Raw genomic sequence first — 18,189 nt, 5'->3', positions numbered from 1 at the left:
TCTGTTGTGGGATATCTGACGGACAGTGCTCACGAGGGGTTGTCGAGGGCTACGGACAGGGCGGATCATCGCCTAGGTTGATGACGGTCGGTGACAGTCGGGGAGGCGCTGAGCGTGGCTCGGGACGCGGAGTTCGTCGGTAGGGGTAAAGAGCAGGAACTGTTGGCGCAGCGGTTGATCGATGTGCGGGACGGTCAGGCCAAGACCGTGCTGTTCGGCGGTGACACCGGGGTCGGCAAGAGCCGGTTGGTCGCGACGTTCGCGGCGGCGGCCGAAGACAGCGGCGCCCATGTGCTGATCGGTGGCTGCGAGGAGCACTTCGGTGATCCGATGCCGTACGGGCCGCTGCTGGAGCTGCTGGAGACGTTCGGCCGTCGGCACGGCCCGGAGCGGGCGCTCGAGCTCGGCGGACCGGCGTACGAGCGGTTGACCACGTTCTTCGATCTCGGCAGCGAATCGATGACCAGCCCCCAACAGGTCTTCCTCGCGGTACGCCGGATGCTGGACAACCTCGGTGCGGACGCCCCGGTCGTGCTGGTCATCGAGGACCTCCACTGGGCGGATCCGTCGACGCTCGACCTGGTGCGGCACCTCGGCCAGGCCCGCCAGGACGACCGGCGGCTGCTGCTCGTCTGCACCTACCGCAAGAGCGAGGTGAACCTCGACAACCCGTTGTGGCGGTTGCTGGCCGCAACCGAGTTCCTGCGCCGGACCGAGCGGCACCAGCTGGAGCCGTTCACCGAGGACGAGCTGAGAGTGTTCCTCACCGCCAAGCTCAGTGGCCGGGTCGACCCCGTGCTGGTCGAGCGTTGCCTGAAATGGTCCGAGGGAATCGCGTTCTACGCCGAGCAACTGATCGCCAGCGGCGCGCTGGCGGACCCCGACAACGTCCAGCTCCCGGACAACCTCCAATCGCTGCTGCTCGCCCGGTTGCACGGTCTGAGCGAGGACGCGCTCAAGGTGCTGCGAGTGGCCGCCGTTGCCGGCCGTGCGACGAGTCGCCAACTACTGCGCACGGTCAGCGGTCTGCAGACCGAGGTACTGCACAAAGCACTACAGGACTGCTTCGACCGACAGTTGCTGACACCCGGCCAGAACAGGGACGTGTACCAGTTCCCGCACGCCCTGCAGCGCGAGGCGGTGTACCAGGCGACCGTCCGCGACGCTCGGGTCGACCTGCACACGGCGATGGCGGAGGCGCTCACCTCAGATCCGCAACTGAGCCTCACCGAAGGTTCGGCGATCGCGGAGCAGGCCAGCCACTGGTACCAGGCAGACGTCCGGCCGAAGGCACTGACCTCCGCCGTGCAGGCCGGGCAGCTCGCGGCACGCACGCTGGCCTTCCCGTCCGCGGAGACCCAGTTCGGCCGGGCGCTGCAGCTGTGGCAGCAGGTTGACGGTCCGGAGGTTCTGGCGGGTGTCGACAAGATCCAGCTGCTGATCGAGGCGGCCGACGCTGCCCGCTGGTCCGGTCACGTCGATCGGGCCGTCGAACATATCCGGCAGGCCATCGAGGAGGCCGAGGGCGAGACAGGTCGGCTCGGGGAGCTGCAGGAGCGGCTCGCCACCTACCTGTGGGAGGCCGGTCAGACCAAGGAATCCGTCGAGACCTCCCATCAGGCCGCACGCCTGTTGGCCGAGCAGCCACCTTCGGCGACAGAGGCACGCGTCCTCACCGGGATCGCCCTGTCCTACTTGCAAGCTGGTCGCTACGACGACGGCCTGAAAGAGGCGAACAGAGCGCTCGACATGGCGCGCGAGATCGATTCCCTGCCAGAGCAGGGCCGTGCGCTGAACACCTCCGGCCTGGCTATGTGCATGCTCGGCCAGGCCGACGGTGTGGGCCGGTTGGAGGAGGCGCTCGAGATCGCCCACTCGGTCCATCACATCGAGGACCTGCTGCGTGCCTACGGCAACCTCGCACTCGTCCTGGAGAACGCCGGCCGGCCGGAAGAGGCGGCAGACATGGCGCGACAGGGACTCGAAGAGGCGCGACAGCTCGATCTGGCGGGAAGTCGTCGGGGCATCCTGCTGGCCAACACCGCCAGCGTCTCGCTCGTGCTGCTGGGCAGGTGGGACGAGGCCGAGGAGATCATCACCGAGGTGTCGCTGGGCCGGCCGGTGGGCGAAAGCCTCTACCCGCGCCTGACTCTCGCCGAGGTCAAGGTGGCCCGCGGCGAGTACGACCAGGCGCGCGAGCTGCTCACCTCGATCGCCGGCGTCGAGCTCGGCGAGGACCCACGCTTCCTCGGACCGCTGCACACGGTCCAGGCCGAGCTGGCGCTCGGCGAGGGCGACCTCGGCCGCGCCGTCGACGAGGTGAAGTTCGGGCTCGAGGCGGTACGAGACAGCGAGAACCCGCTGGAGCGGCTGCGGCTCTGCGCCGTGGGCTTGCGCAGCGTGGCAGATCAGGCGACCCGCCAGGGTGCGAAGGACGCGCAGCTGACCACCGCGATGGCCGTCGGCGACTGGCTCGCCCGCGAGGGATCGGATGCCAAACCCGAGCGGCCGACGAAAGAGATGGATCAACTCATCAGGCTGTGCGCGGCAGAGCGGCAACGAATCCAGCGTCTGGACACCGCCGCCGGGTGGAACAAGATCGTCGCGGGCTGGATCAAGCTGAACCGGCCCTATCCGGCCGCCTACGCGCGATTCCGCGAGGCAGCAGTCATGGTCAGGACAGCTGCCCGCAGCGACGCACGGCCGGTCCTGCGGGACGCGTACAAGATGGCAGTGAAGCTGCGTGCCGAGCCGTTGCGCAGGAAGGTTGCCGTGCTGGCCGACCGAATCGGGCTCGATGTCGAGAAGGCCCAGCGGATCGGGCGGCCGTACGGACTGACCGAAGCACAGTTCGAGACGTTGCGCTTGCGCGCCGAGGGCAAGAGCACCGCGCAGATCGCCGCCGCGCGGGGCGTGGCGGCGCGAACGACCACAACCCAGCTCGGAACGATCTACCAGAAGATGGGCGTGAACAGCGGTCCGGAGGCAATCGCCAAGGCGCACCAGGAGAACCTGTTCGACTGACGCGGACTGTCCGTCAGAGACGGGCATGACGCGAAAAGCCCTTCTTATCGGTGCGCAGACCAACAACCTGACCGGTGTGCTCAACGACGTCGAGGCGATGGCGGGAGCTCTGCAACCGCGTGGCTTCGAGATCGAACGCCTGGTCACACCACACGCCACCCGGGCCGCGGTGCTCGACGCGTACGAGAAGCTCATCAAGGACAGCGACGAGGGCGACGCCGTCGTGGTCTACTACAGCGGCCATGGCGGCCGGCTGCTGACGCCGGACGGCCCGGAGCTTCAGTTCATCCTGCCGGACGACTACGTCGACTCCGACAACGACGACTTCCGCGGTGTCACCGGTGTCGAGCTGTCCGTGCTGCTTGCCCGGCTCACCGCCCAGGTGCCGAACGCGACAGTCGTCCTCGACTGCTGCCACGCCGCACACATGTCCCGCAACTCCAACCTGCGGGTCAAGACGCTGCTCCGGCCGGTGACCTGGAAGCCGACGTACGAGGTTCTCGAGCGGCACCTCAAGAGGCTGGTGGAGAATGGTTTGCCGGTGCACCAGCGCCACCTCGTCAGCAATCCGCGAGCCGTCCGAGTGGTTGCCTGCTCGCCGTCGGAGTCCTCCTACGAGGCGACCAACCGCGACGGCGTGACGATGGGGCTGATGACCGATGCCTTGTCCCGGGCTCTTCGCGAATCGGAAGGGCTGCGCGTCAGCTGGTCCACTCTCATTGACGTCGTCCGCCGGGACGTACAGGAGATGGCGCCCATCCAGCGGCCGGAGGCGGAAGGGCCGTCGGACCGGCAGCCCTTCGAGACAACCGATCTGGAGCCGCTGGCCACGTTGCCGGTCGTAGCCGACGGACCGGACCGCATCCAACTGCTCGGTGCGCCGTTGCTCGGTGTCGAACTCGGCGACCAGTTTGCCATCATGCCGTCGACTGCCACGGGACCGAAGGACGGACCGGCCTTCGGCGACGCGACGGTGGATCGCCTTCTGCCGACGTCAGCGGTCGCGCAACTGCGGCTCGAGAGGGCCGGGCAGGCACTGCCCCTCGACGCCCGCGCGCACCGCACTCACGCCGGAGCACCAGCTCTGCCGGTACAGCTGCCTCAGGATCACCCGGTGACCAAGGAGCTGCTCGAGGCGATAGCGCTGCGGCCGCTCCTGCGGCAGGCCGACGCGGTCACCGACGGACCGACGCCCATCGAGGTCGTCGTCGACGCTCAGGGAGAGCTGGTGGTCCAGGACGGTGGTGTGCCGCTGCATCGGCCGCACCAGCCAACGGCGACCGGCATCAACTCAGTGATGGCCAACCTGCAGCGGATCGCTCAGGCCGAGGCTCTGCGGCGACTGGCCGGCGATCCCACCAAACCGCTGGAGCACGACGTAGTGATCGAGTGGGGCCGGGTCCGGGACGGCCAGGAGGAGCGACTCGATCGAACGGGAGCGCTGCTCTTCGCCTACGACCAGGAGCGCGTCTTCTTCCGGCTCCGCAACAACGGCCAGCAGGCGGTGTTCGTGTCACTGATCGACATCGGCGTGACCTCCGCGATCTCGATCCTCAACGGCTCTGACCCGGGCGGCGTTCGGCTGGCTCCACGGGCCTCATACACCTACGGCTGGAGCGACGACCTGGGGCAACTCACCGGCGTCGACATGCACTGGCCCGAGGGCACCGAGAAGACGGTCGCGCGGCCGGAGTCGGTCCTCGTCCTGATCAGCGACGGACCGGTCGATGTCGGAGTACTGCGGCAGCACGGCGCCCGGGAGGGCATCGCGCCCCGTCTGCGTGCGGACGCGTCAGGACTCGAGCGTCTGCTGAGCCAGATCGTCACCGGCGCCAGCCGGGAGGTCGGCGATGCTCCGGCCGCGTCGGTCCGCTACTCGGTCGAGTCGATCGACTTCACGCTGAGCCCGACCCCGCCGCCCACCGCGGAGCGGCCGGAGTTCCTGATCGACGACCGGCCGCAACAGCCGGTACGTCTGCTCTCACCGCGCGACCCCGCGCCGAGCAAGGTCGCGGTCCGGATCGCCGAGCTGATCGTGCACCGCAACCGGGCACTGCGCAGCGCCGACATCCGGGTCGACGCGATGGTGCTGACCGGCGGCGCCGGTGCCCAACCCGTCTACCGGGCCGAGACCACGCGATTCAGCAACATCCGCGACGACGAACGGCTGCCGCTCGACAACCTGCTGATCTACCACGGGCCTGCGGTGGAGTTCCTGGACATCGCGGTCTGGGTCTCCCGGGACGCGACCGGCAGCCTCGCGCTCAGCGACCTGCTGGCCAGCAAGCTCGACAGCGCTGAGGGACGAGCGGCGTTGGCCGGTGTGGGCGGACTCGTCATGGCCGCGCCGCATGCCGCCCTCGCAGTGGCTGCGGCGAGCGCCGGCGCGGTGCTGGTGAACACGGCGTACGAGCTGCTGACCGGCGTCGTCGGCCAGAACGTCGGGCTCTACCGCACGTCGCTGCTCGCGCAGGAGCAGTTCGGGATCGGCCGCCACGAGCGGCACCCGCAGGACTTCACCTTCACCTTCTCGGTCGAGGCGGTGGCCTGACGAGCCGTCCGGAACAACAAACCAACCAACCAATCGCTCGTTCACGAGCACCATCGAAAGGTAGCGCCAGGATGAACAAGAAACTCACCATCGGCGAGCAGGAGTGGGGCATCGCCGACGCGGACGCCGACGGCATCGTCCGGCTCGTCCGCGACGCGATGATGAATCGCAGCACGGTCGAACTCCAGCTCTACGACCCCGCCGGGCACTCCGTCACGGTCTTCCTCAACGGCGCGGCCGCCGCCAGCGTCGTGCTCGACCTCACCAAGGGACCGAAGCCCAGCGAGATGTCCTGACCGACCGGTGACGTTCGGGCCGGGTCCGCTCAGGACCCGGCCCGTACGTATGCCAGCACCTTTTCCGGGACGCGTACGTAGTTTCCCGTATCTCTTTTTGACCGCATTTCTCACGGTTCCGCGGACCTCCACGCTCGGTGCAAGCGCCGCTGCGACGGCGACGTCGATGCAGAGGAGCGCTCGCCGTGACCTATCCAGAGCAACCGTCCGCCGACGCGGACGAGGTACGCCGGCTGGCCACCACCGGAGAGCTTACCCAGCGGTTCCGGGACGGATCCCGCGACGAGCAGCGCAGGCTGCGGGCCGGCGCCACCGAGATCGTTGGGCCACTCGTGTACGAGCGGGTTACCAGGCCGGTCGAGCGCAAGCGGCACCACTACCAGTGCGCCGGCAAGATGCAGCGGCTGCTGCCCGACTGCCTGGAGCGCTACCACAACGACGTCGACGCGGTCGTGGACCACCTGTTCGCCCACGCGGACCTGCCGATCACGACCCTCGAAGGCTGGCTCACCTCGCGCCTCCTTCGGGCCACTGTCGACGCGCACCGCGTACGCCGCGGCCAACTCGGCGCACCGCAGAAGCCCCGGGTACCCGCGTGGCTCGCCGACGTGCTCGGCCGGGACCCCTGGCTGGTCGACCTGGCCAAGGCGATCCTGGAGTGGGTCGGCGCCGATGCGACGGCCGGATCCGCACTGTGGCCGCTGGGCGCCTTGGCCGAAAGGCGGGCCGGAATCACCGGTGGCCACACTGCCGGCGAGGCCGTCGTCGCCGCCGAGGTCGAGACCGTTCTGGCCGCCATGCGCCGACGGCTCCCCTGGTACGAGAAGTACGTCGAGCGCCCGCTCGGCCGCAAGCAGGCGCAGGTCTGGTACCCGTCGAACACCACCGCGGACACCGACCCGACGCCACTTCCCCTGGTGAGCCGGCACGAGCGTGACGAGTCAGTACTCCGTGAGCTGGCGGGCCTTTCCATCGAGGTCATGACCACGCGCATCAACCGCGGCGAGGACGCCACCACGGTGGTCACCGAGGTGCTCGCCGAGGTGTTCGGCGGCCGGCCGGCCGGCCACGACCTGGAGAACACACCTACCGACGAGGGCGACCTCGACCAGGTCGCCGACCTGATCGACGACCCGGTCAAGCTCAAGCGAATCGTCACAGCGACCCTCGAGCTGCTCGGAAACCTCGACCGTCCGTCAGAACAGTAGGAGGCGGATCGAGGAGGAACATCGCATGGACGGATCGACCACGGATCCCAACTGGCCGAGGGCGCGGGCCGCAGCCCGGATGATGGAGGTGCAGACCGCGGCGTCCAACCAGGAACTGGCCGATCCCCGCGCGGCCTTGGCCGAGGTGGAGCAGCTGGCGGTGCAGTTCGCGGACGACTCGCAGATCCAGGCTCTGGTCGAGTCCACCCGGCTGGTAATCAAGCTGTCGATCGCACCCGTCACCGACGTGGGTGGGATGCTCCGGGTGCTCGAAAACCTCAGTGAGGTGGCCGGCGAACAGGCCGGCCCGATGATGGAGGTGGCGCCGCAGTACCTGGACGCAGTACAAGCCCACTTGCGTGGCGACACGGCCGCTGCCCGCGCCCTGACCTCCGATCTCTTGAAGCGCTCCGAGGATCTGCCGGACTCGCCGATCGTCCGGAAGCTGATCTCGGACATCACCCTCGTGTCGGAACTGATGCGATCAATGGACGACGATGCGCCGGATCCTGACGTCGACGTACGCGAGCGCCGGCTCGACGCGGTTCGCGAGCTCGCGAACCGCCCGGACGCCACCGGCATCGAGCGTGCGATGTGCCTGTTCACCGCTGCCTGCAACGTATTGGCCCACGGCGGGCTGGACCGCGGACAGATCGACAGAGCCATCGCTGATCTACGGGAGGCCGTGACCTTGTCCGGCAATCACCAACAGAACGTCTTCTACCTGGTCGGCCTCGCAACGGCCGTCTACCGCCGCTCGGAGGTCACCGGATCACTCAGCGATGTGGACGAAGCGATCGCTGTGCTGGAGCAAGCGCGGGAGCTGGCCGGCGGGCCTTCCCATCCACACTGGAGTCTGGTCAACGACATGCTGTCCCAGTACCTTCGGCGTCGCGGGGAGGGCAGCTCGTCGAACCTCATCGCGATGGACGGGCTGCGCGGCTACGCCTGGCAGGTGATGTCGCAGCCGAATCCGGGCGCCGCCCGCTCGACTGCCGAGGACGCCGCACGCGATGCCAAGGAATCAGCCACCCGCTGTCTCATCGATGGCGACACCGAGGGCGCGCTGCGCGCGCTGGACGCCGGCCGGGGCCTCCTGTTGTTCGCGGCGACCGAGCTGCGCGATCCGTACACCCGCCTTACCGATGCCGGCGAGGACGTGTTGGCCGAGCGGTGGAGGTCGGAGGAGCAGCCGTCGGCCTGGATTCGGGACGACGTCATCGAGGTACTGACCCGCGACACCGACCTACTCGATCCGCCAACCCTGGAAGAGATCCAGGATGCGCTGGGAGGTCTCGCTGTCGATGCTCTGGTCTACCTGGTGCCCGCTGAGCCGCCGCTGACGGGCTGGGCGGTGATCGCTCCTGCCGAGGGGCAGCCCTGGTTTCTCACGCTGCCCGATCTCACGATCGGGGAGAAGACGGAGATCGAGCGGTATCTCGCCGCCGTGGCCGCAACCGACAGGGCGCTGCGCAGTAGCCGCGAGGTCGGTCAGGCTGAGACGGCAGACTTCGCCGAGCGGCTCGACGCGTTGTGTGGCTGGGCGTGGAAGGCCGCGATGGGTCCGATCGTCGAGTCGGCTCTCGGCGACGGGTCGGGCCGGGTGCCGCGGCTCGTGCTCATTCCGATGGGCGATCTGGCGCGAGTTCCGTGGCAAGCGGCCCGACGGCCCGACGGGACGTACCTGACAGAGCTCGTTGCTCTTTCGCAGGCAGCGTCGGCCCGGATGCTGTGCGCCTCAGCGGCGGCCGAACGTATACCACACACAGCGACCGGGCTGATGGTGGCAGACCCGCCGACGGGCGAGCCGGTGCCGGATCTGCTGTCGGCACGCGTCGAGGCGTACGCGATCCATCGGACGTTCTATCCGGGCGCGACCTATCTCGGCCGCCGGCCCGATGGAACCGTCAGCGGCTCGGGCGCAGGCACCCCCGACCAGGTTCGCGCGTGGCTGCGGGCAGCGGGATCGCACGCCGGAACGACGATCCACTTCGCCACCCACGGAGACAGGAAGACCGATCCAGGTAAGGCGTCGTCCCATCTGCTCCTGGCCGGCGGGAACCTCACTGCCGAGGAGCTGATCGGTGTCCTGGACGTCGAGCGGCACCCCGTCAGCCTGGTGGTGCTGGCCGGATGTCACACCGGGCAGTCGATTCACGGCTATGACGAGGCGTACAGCCTCGGCACACTGTTCCTCGCTGCCGGCGCCCGGTCGGTGCTGTCGACCCAGTGGAGCATCCCGGACCGGGACACCTCGCTGCTGATGTACATGTTCCACCACTTCCTGATCACCAAGAGCTGTCTCCCGTGGGACGCGCTCCGCCAGGCGCAGTTGTGGATGCTGGACGACGGCCGTACGCCACCGCCGGACATGCCGGCACCGCTGCGCCGCCTGCTCGCGGACACCGACCCCACCCGCATCACCTCGTGGGCCGGCTTCGTCCACTCGGGACAATGACCAACCGGAAGGTGGCAATGTGATGGACCAGACCGTCGAGCAGTGGGTCCGGCAAGGTCAGAAGCACGGAATGGCTTACTGGCGTGCGGGCCCGGGGACCCCAAGTGCACGGGCCGATCTGGACAACTCGATCGCCGCGTTCGACCAGGCCTATCGCCTCGTCCACCCCAACGACCCGGTCCGCGGGCAGATCGCCGCGCAACTCGGCTGGCTTCTGACGGCCCGCCACGGCGCGCACGGGAGTTCGACGGACGACCGGGACAGAGGGATCGAGCGGCTGGGCGAGGCGCTCGCCAGTACGGCCTTGCCGCCGGTACAGCTCACGACGACGCGGGTGACCCTCGGCCAGCTGCATCTGAACCGGGCGACGGAGGCACTGACCCCTGCGGCAGCGCGCGGCGGCTTCCTGGGTGGGACATCGGACGCGTCGAAGGCTGACGCGGACAAGGCTATCCAGTACCTCCAGGAGGTAATTGCCGGTCCGGAGCTCAGCCCTCAGCTGACCACTCTGGTCAAGACCTTGCTCACGATGGCCGAGGCCATTCTGCCGATGCTCAGCGGCAATCTGGCGAGCCTCGACCTCGGCAAGATGATGAGCGCGATGGCGATGGTGCAGGAGATGCAACAGGGCGGCGGGTCGTTCGCCTTGCTGGGCAGCGCGGGAGTGCCTTCGCCGATGTCCTTCGGCGTCAGCTTCGACACGGTCGACACAGTCGACTATCCCGTTGCCACGATGCGCGGCTCGACTCCGGTGGCGCCTCCTTTGCGGCCACGGCGAGCGGAGCCGGCCCGGGTTGCCCCGCCCGTACCGGACGCCGCTCGGCAGGCCGCGCGGAGCCGGTTGGCGGAGTTGTCAGAAATTCCCGAACGGCCTGCCTGGGAGCAGGTGCTGGTTCTGCTGCAAGCGGGTCCGGAGCAGGTCGAAGCCGCGGACTTGGACGCGTTTGTCGGTGCGGCCGTCGGAGCGGTCGCCGCAGCTGAGGACGGCTACCAGCTTGAGGCAGGCCTTGATCGTTTGGTGGCGGCCTGCGGGCTGTGTATGCGGGAGCAGCGTGACGGTAGCGGATGGGGTGATGCGGAGGAGACCGGTGTCAGCGATGCCGCAGCGAAGCAGCTCCAGGCCGCGGCGAGATTCGTCCCGCCGCACCACCCGGCCGCTGCCGCGATCGTGGAAGCGCTCGGCGGCATGCTGGACGAAGTACGACCGCTGGCCGCGACGATCAGTGGCCATTTCGCGGAGTTCGCGGCGGAGGTCTCCACGCGCTCGGCTCCGGTGGTCGCGCTCAGCGAGTTGTGTCGCGTCGTGACCAGTGGCCTCGACGCCGACGCGGGCCCACTCGAGGCTGCTGTCGCGGCCATCCCGAGCGATCATTTCGCGTACGCCGCGCTGTCGACCGCGGTCCAACAGGTACGGCTCGCGGCGGCAATCCGGGCGCTCGACGCCGACACCGTCCGCACGCTCGCGGGACCGGCACCCAAGGGACTCATCAGCCTGCTCGACGCACTAGTTCACGATGACGCCCAGGCCCTTCGCAAGGTCGTCGACGAGCTCGCCGGAGATGTCCTTTCGCCACCGTACGCCGCGGTGGTCGGCGCGAGCTGTCTCGAGCTGGTTTCGGAGCATTCGGCGCTGGACCTGGCCACCCGGCTACTGTCCGCCGCGGCCGAGCAACTCGGTGACGAGTGGATGGGGCTGCGCACTCGATCGTGGTGGCGGCTCGCGACGGCCTACCGTCGACGCGGAGCGCCTGGAGATGCCGAGTGCAGCCGTGATGCTGGGATGAACGCGTTGGACGGCGGCGGACAGGACACCGTGAGCGCCGCCTGGTTCGCCGGACAGATGCTGGCCGAGGCGCACGCTGCGGAGGCGTTCACCGCGCTCGAAGTCGCAGCGGCGGCATCCGGCGTACCAGTGCCGACCGCGGAGGACGTTCTCGGCGTCGTTCTCGGTATCGATCCTCAGGCCTCGCCGGCGGTCGAGGTGCCGGTGCCTGCCGAGGTCGCCACCGCGGTTCGGAAGGCCGGAGCCAAGGCGCTCGTCTACCTTCACCCGACCGATGACGCGGGCAGGACCGCCGGGGTGTTGTGCCTGGATGCGGAAACCGACCGTGTCGATGTGCTCGCGAACGTACCGGTGATCGATCCGCTGCTGCTGGACGACCCCGGTTGGTCGGCGATCACGGGGCGGTGGAGCACCGGCAGTCTCTTCGTTGTTGCTACCGGCAACCTCAGCAGACTCGCCATGCCTGCCGTACGCACCGGTGCAGGCCGTCGCCTTGCCCGGGACGTAGGCGTCGCCTATGTGTCGTCCGGGAGACGCGTGATCGACCTGGCCGGCCGCCCGCCCGCGCCGGTCCCGGACGCTGCGTTGTTCGTGGTCAACCCCCGAGGTGACCGCGACTCGGAGATGGCCGACGTCATGGTGCTGCGGCGTCTGTTCTACCCGCGGTCGACCTGTGTGGGTCGAGCCATCGAGCTGGTGGACGCTGCCGGCACGAGAGACGAAGTGCTAAACAGTCTGTCCGGCGCATCGACGACTCATCTGGCCTGCGGGCTCCGACAGGATGGCGGGCCGGCACTCCTGCTGGCCGATGGCGACGTGCTCGCCTTGCGCGACGACGACGTGCACGGCAACGGACTGGTCGTTCTCGCCAAACCGGACACCGAGGAGTTCGCCTCGGCCGCCGACGCGTTCCTCGACGTGGGTTTCTCCAGCGTCATCGGCTGGCAGCAGCCGGTCCCACCGCGGTTCGCCGAGCTCGCCCTCTTCATGACGCACTTGATGCTCGTCGATCATCGCCTGCCGCCGGCGGCCGCGGTGAACGCCGTCCACCGGTGGATGCTCGACCCCGAGCGCGACCTGCCGCCACTGCTGACCGGCCCCCACCTCAGAACCATCGAAACGGTCGACCTGACCCGTCCGGCGCTCTGGGCCGCGCTGGCCTGCCGCGGTCTCTGACGACGGACCACCGCCATGGTCGATCTCAGAGAGCGTCTAACAGACATGTTCCTTCAAGAGCTACACGACGCGGTCTCCGCGCGGATCGAGGCCGGCGCCGACCCGGACGAGCTGTCGGCTGAACTCCAACGCCGATTGCGGCGACTTCGCAGCATGCAGCACGAGGCAAGGAGTGACGCAACCCACCTGAAGTCAGTGGGCCGCGTAGTGGGCGGCCAGGAGGTCGGTGCCCCAGTCGTTGGTCAGCGAACGCCAGACTGAGTGGATGTGATTGGCGTCGTTCTGGGTGTTGTCGTACTCCGCCAAGAACGTCGGCCCGGCAATCGAGTAGTAATGGCCGCCGCCCGGCGCCGTCGCACCGGCCCAGGCAAAGGTCAGCCGCTCGATCCCCTGCTCCGTGATGTCCTGCCACGTCTGCAACCCGATCGGCCCTGCCGCGCGGCCGATGTACTGACCGAGCAGCAGGCTGAAGAGTTGCCGCTGCTCCGGCGTCAGCTCCCCGTACGGAAGGCCGCGCAGCAGAACGTGCGGGTCAGCGACCGGGTCGTACCGGGTGAGAATGTCGGCCGGTGCCGTGTCGGAGACGATCGCGAGCTCCCGCTGACCAGCCTCCAGCGAATCCAAGAACGAGAACCCCAGATCCTGCTCGGCCGCGAGTGTCCGCAACCCCTCATGCGGCCCGGACAACACCATCGCCGGCTCCGACCCGAAGAACTGCGGCGTGAACCCGATCGCACCCGACACGAACGTCACATGCAACGCGATGTGGTGCCCGTTGAGCCGCCAAGCCCACGGATCCATGCCCGACGGATCGCCCAGCACCCGCAGGAAGTACCGCTGCTCGGACCCGACATCCACCGTCGACCCCGGCTCGGCCTGCGGCAGTCCGCGCCGGAGCGCCTCGGTGAACATCACCGATCGCGCATCCGCCAGCCCGCGCTCGCTCAACGCGATCTCGAGCAAGCGGGAGGCGAGCCGCCGTTGCTCGACCGACAACTCCCCCAGCGTCACCCCGGGACGATCGCCCGGCAGGTACGTCCAGACCTGATGGTCAGGCGTGTCGAACGGCGCCTTGGCCTTCGCCCGCAGCTCCGGGCTCAACGCGGCCAGCAGCTCGACGGCGGCATCCCTGGACTGTTCTACAACCATGCCGATCGCTCCCTCTCAGTCGGAGTGTGCTCGGTCCATTGTTCGAACGGCCGGTCCAGTTTGTAGCGGAAGTCCGGTTGCCGCAGCAGGACGCGGGTCTCCGCGTTGCCCGGGTTGCGCAGCGTCTCGAAGAACTTCACCGACCAGTGGAACCAGCGCATGCAGAACAGCCGCATGGTCAGCCCATGCGACACCAGCAATACGTTCCGCGGCGAGTCGGGCGTCTCGAAGTCGCGGTGCATCGTCTCGAGGAAGCTCGACACCCGGTCGTACACGTCCGAGCCGGACTCGCCGTGCGTGAACCGGTAGAAGAAGTGCCCGTACGAGTCCCGCAGCGCCTCTTGCCGGACGATGTCCTCGGTGTCCTGGTAGTTCGCCCAGTCCTGCTCACGCAGCCGCGGCTCCTCCCGGGCGATCCCGATCAGGTCGTCCAGCCCGAGCGAGTCGAGCGTCTGCAGCGCCCGCAGGTACGGCGAGACGTAGACGCGTACCGGCTCGCCCTCGAAGACCTCGCGCAACTGCTTGCCCGCCTCGGCCGCCTGCTCGTGCCCATGGGCGGTGAGCGGGACCGAGTGGTCGGGCACCGTCTCGTAGATCGCCTTGTCCAGGTTCGCCTCGGACTCGCCGTGCCGGATCAGCACGATCCGCATCGGCCGCTGGGTCAGATGCATTCAGACTCCCCTCCCCGTTTCGGACGCAACGCCACGATCGCCGCAACCGCTGCCGCCGCGTAGGCGACGCGCCGGGCGAGTGACGCGGTACGCCGGATGTCCGCGACCGTCGGCGGCAACCCGTCGCCGAGCGTTCCCCGATCCTCGACCTCGGAACCGTAGGAATTGACCCCACCCAGCCGCAACCCGAGCGCCCCGGCGAAGGACGCCTCGACCGGACCCGCGTTCGGACTCGGATGGCCGGGAGCGTCTCGCCGCCAGACCCGCCAGGACTCGCCAGGTCGGCCCGAGACCAGGCCGGCCAGTACTGCGCAGACGCGCGCCGGTGCCAGGTTGACCAGGTCGTCGAGTCGCGCCGACGCCCACCCGAAGTTGCGGTAGCGCGGCGACTTGTAGCCGACCATCGCGTCGAGCGTGTTCACCGCGCGGTAGCCGATCAGCCCGGGGATCCCGAGCAACCCACCCCAGACCAGCGGCGCGACGGTCGCATCGGAGGTGTTCTCCGCCACCGACTCGACTGTGGCCCGGGCCAGCTCGTCCGCTTCGAGATCAGTCGCGTCGCGGCTGCAGAGGTAGCTGAGTCGGCCGCGGGCTTCCTCGATTTCTTTCGCGTCCAGGTAAGTGGCCATTACCTCGGCCTCGCGCTCTAGGCTCCGCCCGCCCAGGACTGCCCAGGTTGCGGCCGCGGTCAGCACGGTCCGCGCAATGGGGCGGCCCGTGGTCAGCTTTTCGGCTGCCACGCCGACGGTTGTTACGGAGGCGATGAGGAGGGCGGCGTACGTCGTACCGGCTGCGCGTGAATCGGAGTACAGGCTGCGCTCGAGCCGCCCGGCGACCTGACCGAAGCCGGCGACCGGGTGGAAGCGGCGTGGGTCGCCCAGCCAGCGATCGGCGGCGAAGCCGAGGACAAGACCTAGCGCTCTGGACACTCCCGGAAGTCTGCCAGGCCCGGCAAGTTCAAGGGTGCCCCAGGTGTGGAAGGGTGACGATCATGGGAATTGCAGACCAACTCCGTGGGGTCGACGGGCGGGGTGAGTTCGGTGTCTGGCTGGGGCGGCTCGACGGCAAAGCGGTGTTGCGGCACCACGCGGAGCGCACGCACTACGCCGCGAGCACGATGAAACTGCCGGTCGCGATCGCGATGATGCGGCTGGTCGAGGCCGGTGAGCTGGCGCTCGACCAGGCGGTGGCCGTGCACAACGACTTCGCCTCGGCGGCGGGCGGCCGGTTCGGGGTCAATCCGGCCGAGGACGAGGCGCCGGCGACCTGGACGCATCTCGGCGAGCAGGTGACCTTGGGCTGGCTGGCCACCGAGATGATCACGCGGTCGAGCAATCTCGCCACCGATCTGGTGTTGGAGCAAACCGGGGTGGATGCGGCGAACGCTGTGCTGGCCGAGTACGGGTCTGGCGCCAGCGTGATTCGGCGCGGCATCGACGACGCGGGAGCGCAGGCGGCGGGGATCAGCAATCTGATGAGCCCGGCCGATCTCGCCGCTGTTTTGGTTGCGGTGGGCAATGACAAGACACCGGCCGGTTCGTATGTGCGGGACTTGCTGGCGGGCAATACGTGGAACGGCGAGATCCCGGCGCTGCTGCCGAGCGATACTCGCGTTGAGCACAAGAACGGCTGGGACCTCCGGATCCGGCACGACGGCGGCATCGTCCGGCCTTCCGATGCCTCGCCTTTCGTACTTGTCGTCTGCACGACGTCCGAGCTGCCCGATTCCGAGGCGCAGCAGTTGATCGCCGAGATCGCTGTGGAAGCCTGGAACCACCGACACGAGCTGGAGGCGATCCGGTGAAACTCACCACCCACCTGGTCTCCGCGCCACTGCACACCCCTTTCATCACTGCACTCCGTACTGCGACCAGCGCCGACTCCCTGCTCGTCGAGCTGACGGACGGCGAGCTGAGCGGGTGGGGCGAGGCGCCCCAGGTTTGGAAGGTGACCGGCGAATCGCTGGCCGGCGCCCAGGCCTGCGCCGAAGGTCCGATCGCGTCCGCGCTCGACGGGCTGGAACCCGACGACTTCACCGAGGCGTTGCGCCGGATCCAGGGTGCCGTCCAAGGCAACTTCGGGGCGAAGGCGGCTGTGGATGTCGCTCTGCACGACCTCGTGGCGCGTCGGCGGGGACAGACCTTGCACGGCTTCCTCGGGTCGACCGTCTCGTCGGTGCGCACCGATGTGACGTTGTCCGTCGGGGATGCGGAGGCGTTGGCCGCGTCGGCGGTCGATCGGATCGCTGATGGGTTCGACGTCTTGAAGGTGAAGGTCGGGACGGGCGATGCTCGGGCTGACTTCCAGCGGGTTCGGCGGGTGCGGGAGGCGATCGGGCCTGATCCGCGGCTACGGCTCGATGCGAATCAGGGGTGGAGCCGGCGGGATGCGGTGAACGCGATTCGCGCTTTGGAGGATGCGGGGTGCGATATCGAGTTGGTCGAGCAGCCGGTCGTCGCGGCGGATCTCGAGGGGATGGCGTGGGTCACTGACCGGGTGAGTACGCCGATTTTGGCCGATGAGTCGGTGTACGGCGTACGGGATCTGGTGGCGGTGATCCGGCTGGGTGCGGCTGATCTGGTCAATGTGAAGCTGGCCAAGTGTGGTGGGTTGGCGACCGCTCGGACGTTGCTGGAGTTGGCGCGAGAGCATGGATTGGGGGCGATTGTGGGGTCGATGATGGAGAGTCAGGTGGGGATCGGGGCTGCGGCTGCGCTCGTTGCGGCGTACCCGACGACGGCGGTCAATGACCTCGATGCCGCCTGGTGGCTGAAGGAGTCGCCGGTGGTCGGCGGGGTGCGTTATGAGAGCTCAACGATCCACCTGCCGACGGCGGCTGGACTCGGCGTGGCAGGCTTGGCCTCATGAAGTTAGTTTCTAACAAAGTTCCGGTCAGCACCGTATGGACTTCACCGGATGCGCCGCGTGACATCGATGCTCCGGCGATCGCCGCCCAGCCCGATGTCGCCGCCTGGGCCAAGGCGATGGACACCGAGACCCGACTGGGACTGCACGGCCGGACGCTGACCCAGTTGCTGTTCGCCGAGCCGGTGCTCGTACGGTCCGAGCGCGACGGCTGGTCCGAGATCATCGCGCCGTGGCAGCCGTCGTCGGCCGATGAGCTCGGGTATCCGGGCTGGGTGCCGTCGAGCCATCTCGGTGAGCTGCCGGGGGCCGCGACTGCGCCGGTTGCCGTGGCTGTGCCGACTGCCCAGCTGTTTGCCGAGCCTGGATCGGGTCATCTGGCTGACCTGTCGTTCGCGACGGTACTGGCGTCGGTGGACCACGCTGACGGGTTCACCCGGGTCGCGTTGCCTGATGGCGGCTCTGGGTGGCTTGCGGACGAGGTGTTGCGCGCGATCGATTCGCCCGCAGTACCGGAGGATCGGATCCGGCTGGGGTCGCTGTTCCTCGGTCTCGAGTACCTGTGGGGCGGCACTTCGGCGTACGGGCTCGATTGCTCGGGGTTGGTCCACGCCGTCAACCGGGTGCTGGGCCAGCGGATCCCCCGCGACGCCCACGACCAGTGCGACGCCCTCGAGCACATCCCCACCGACGAAGCCCAGCCCGGCGACCTCTACTTCTTCGGCCGCCCCGGCAAGGGGGTCCACCACGTAGGTTTCGTCTCCCCCGCCGGCATGCTCCACGCCTCCGAAACCGGCAAACGCCTGGAAAACGAACCCCTACTCCCCGACCGCCGCAAAACCCTCGTCGCCACCGCCCGCCTGTAACCCTCCCCCCGTTCCACCCCACCCGCCCCGTCCCCGCCCGACCCCAGCCCCGCCGGACCCCGGCCGCGCCCGGCCCCATCTGAGGGGATAACCCCTCAGATGGGAGGTTGCCTCGTCAGATTCCGGCTAGGCAACCCACCAT

At 68.6% G+C, this 18,189-nt stretch carries 12 protein-coding genes; 9 read left to right on the top strand and 3 right to left on the bottom strand.

The features are described from left to right. Window positions 1-90: 90 nt before the first annotated feature. From OHA70_RS29135 to OHA70_RS29110, 6 genes are all read left to right on the top strand, one after another. Complete coding sequence (locus OHA70_RS29135) at window positions 91-3,024, top strand: helix-turn-helix transcriptional regulator (protein WP_328322875.1); 2,934 nt, start codon at window positions 91-93, stop codon at window positions 3,022-3,024. Between the two features lie 25 nt (window positions 3,025-3,049). Next, window positions 3,050-5,575, top strand: a complete 2,526-nt coding sequence (locus tag OHA70_RS29130; RefSeq protein WP_328322874.1) for a caspase family protein — start codon at window positions 3,050-3,052, stop codon at window positions 5,573-5,575. Between the two features lie 71 nt (window positions 5,576-5,646). Beyond that, entirely contained in the window at window positions 5,647-5,871 is a 225-nt protein-coding gene (locus OHA70_RS29125) for a hypothetical protein (protein ID WP_328322873.1), read from the top strand. Between the two features lie 185 nt (window positions 5,872-6,056). Further along, window positions 6,057-7,079, top strand: coding sequence for a hypothetical protein (locus tag OHA70_RS29120; RefSeq protein ID WP_328322872.1), 1,023 nt, complete (start codon window positions 6,057-6,059; stop codon window positions 7,077-7,079). A 25-nt stretch (window positions 7,080-7,104) separates the two neighbouring features. Continuing rightward, on the top strand, window positions 7,105-9,537 hold the full coding sequence (locus tag OHA70_RS29115; RefSeq protein ID WP_328322871.1) for a CHAT domain-containing protein: 2,433 nt from the start codon (window positions 7,105-7,107) through the stop codon (window positions 9,535-9,537). 22 nt (window positions 9,538-9,559) lie between these two features. Continuing rightward, window positions 9,560-12,496, top strand: coding sequence for a CHAT domain-containing protein (locus OHA70_RS29110; protein ID WP_328322870.1), 2,937 nt, complete (start codon window positions 9,560-9,562; stop codon window positions 12,494-12,496). Window positions 12,497-12,688: 192 nt separating this feature from the next. Here OHA70_RS29110 and OHA70_RS29105 read toward each other — a convergent pair whose 3' ends face one another. The 3 genes from OHA70_RS29105 to OHA70_RS29095 are packed head-to-tail and all read right to left on the bottom strand — an operon-like array spanning window position 12,689 to window position 15,245. Continuing rightward, window positions 12,689-13,645, bottom strand: a complete 957-nt coding sequence (locus OHA70_RS29105; protein WP_328322869.1) for a DUF3500 domain-containing protein — start codon at window positions 13,643-13,645, stop codon at window positions 12,689-12,691. After that, window positions 13,636-14,316, bottom strand: a complete 681-nt coding sequence (locus OHA70_RS29100) for a phosphoglycerate mutase family protein (protein WP_328322868.1) — start codon at window positions 14,314-14,316, stop codon at window positions 13,636-13,638. Before OHA70_RS29100 ends, OHA70_RS29105 begins: the two co-directional genes overlap by 10 nt. Continuing rightward, a complete protein-coding gene (locus OHA70_RS29095; protein ID WP_328322867.1) occupies window positions 14,307-15,245 on the bottom strand; it encodes a cobalamin biosynthesis protein in 939 nt (312 codons plus the stop codon). Before OHA70_RS29095 ends, OHA70_RS29100 begins: the two co-directional genes overlap by 10 nt. A 62-nt stretch (window positions 15,246-15,307) precedes the next feature. On the opposite strand from OHA70_RS29095, the gene OHA70_RS29090 reads away from it, so the two are divergent. The 3 genes from OHA70_RS29090 to OHA70_RS29080 are packed head-to-tail and all read left to right on the top strand — an operon-like array spanning window position 15,308 to window position 18,047. After that, window positions 15,308-16,120, top strand: coding sequence for a serine hydrolase (locus OHA70_RS29090; protein WP_328322866.1), 813 nt, complete (start codon window positions 15,308-15,310; stop codon window positions 16,118-16,120). Beyond that, window positions 16,117-17,184 (top strand): mandelate racemase/muconate lactonizing enzyme family protein, encoded by a 1,068-nt coding sequence (locus OHA70_RS29085; protein WP_328322865.1) that lies wholly within the window; start codon window positions 16,117-16,119, stop codon window positions 17,182-17,184. The genes OHA70_RS29090 and OHA70_RS29085 overlap by 4 nt, the downstream gene beginning before the upstream one ends. Then, window positions 17,181-18,047 (top strand): C40 family peptidase, encoded by an 867-nt coding sequence (locus OHA70_RS29080; protein ID WP_328322864.1) that lies wholly within the window; start codon window positions 17,181-17,183, stop codon window positions 18,045-18,047. The genes OHA70_RS29085 and OHA70_RS29080 overlap by 4 nt, the downstream gene beginning before the upstream one ends. Window positions 18,048-18,189: the final 142 nt, after the last annotated feature.

This window comes from Kribbella sp. NBC_00382, assembly GCF_036067295.1.
In the GTDB taxonomy this organism is placed as follows: domain Bacteria; phylum Actinomycetota; class Actinomycetes; order Propionibacteriales; family Kribbellaceae; genus Kribbella.
Note: the sequence above shows the minus strand (reverse complement) of the source record. Positions and strands in the feature narration are given on the sequence as shown.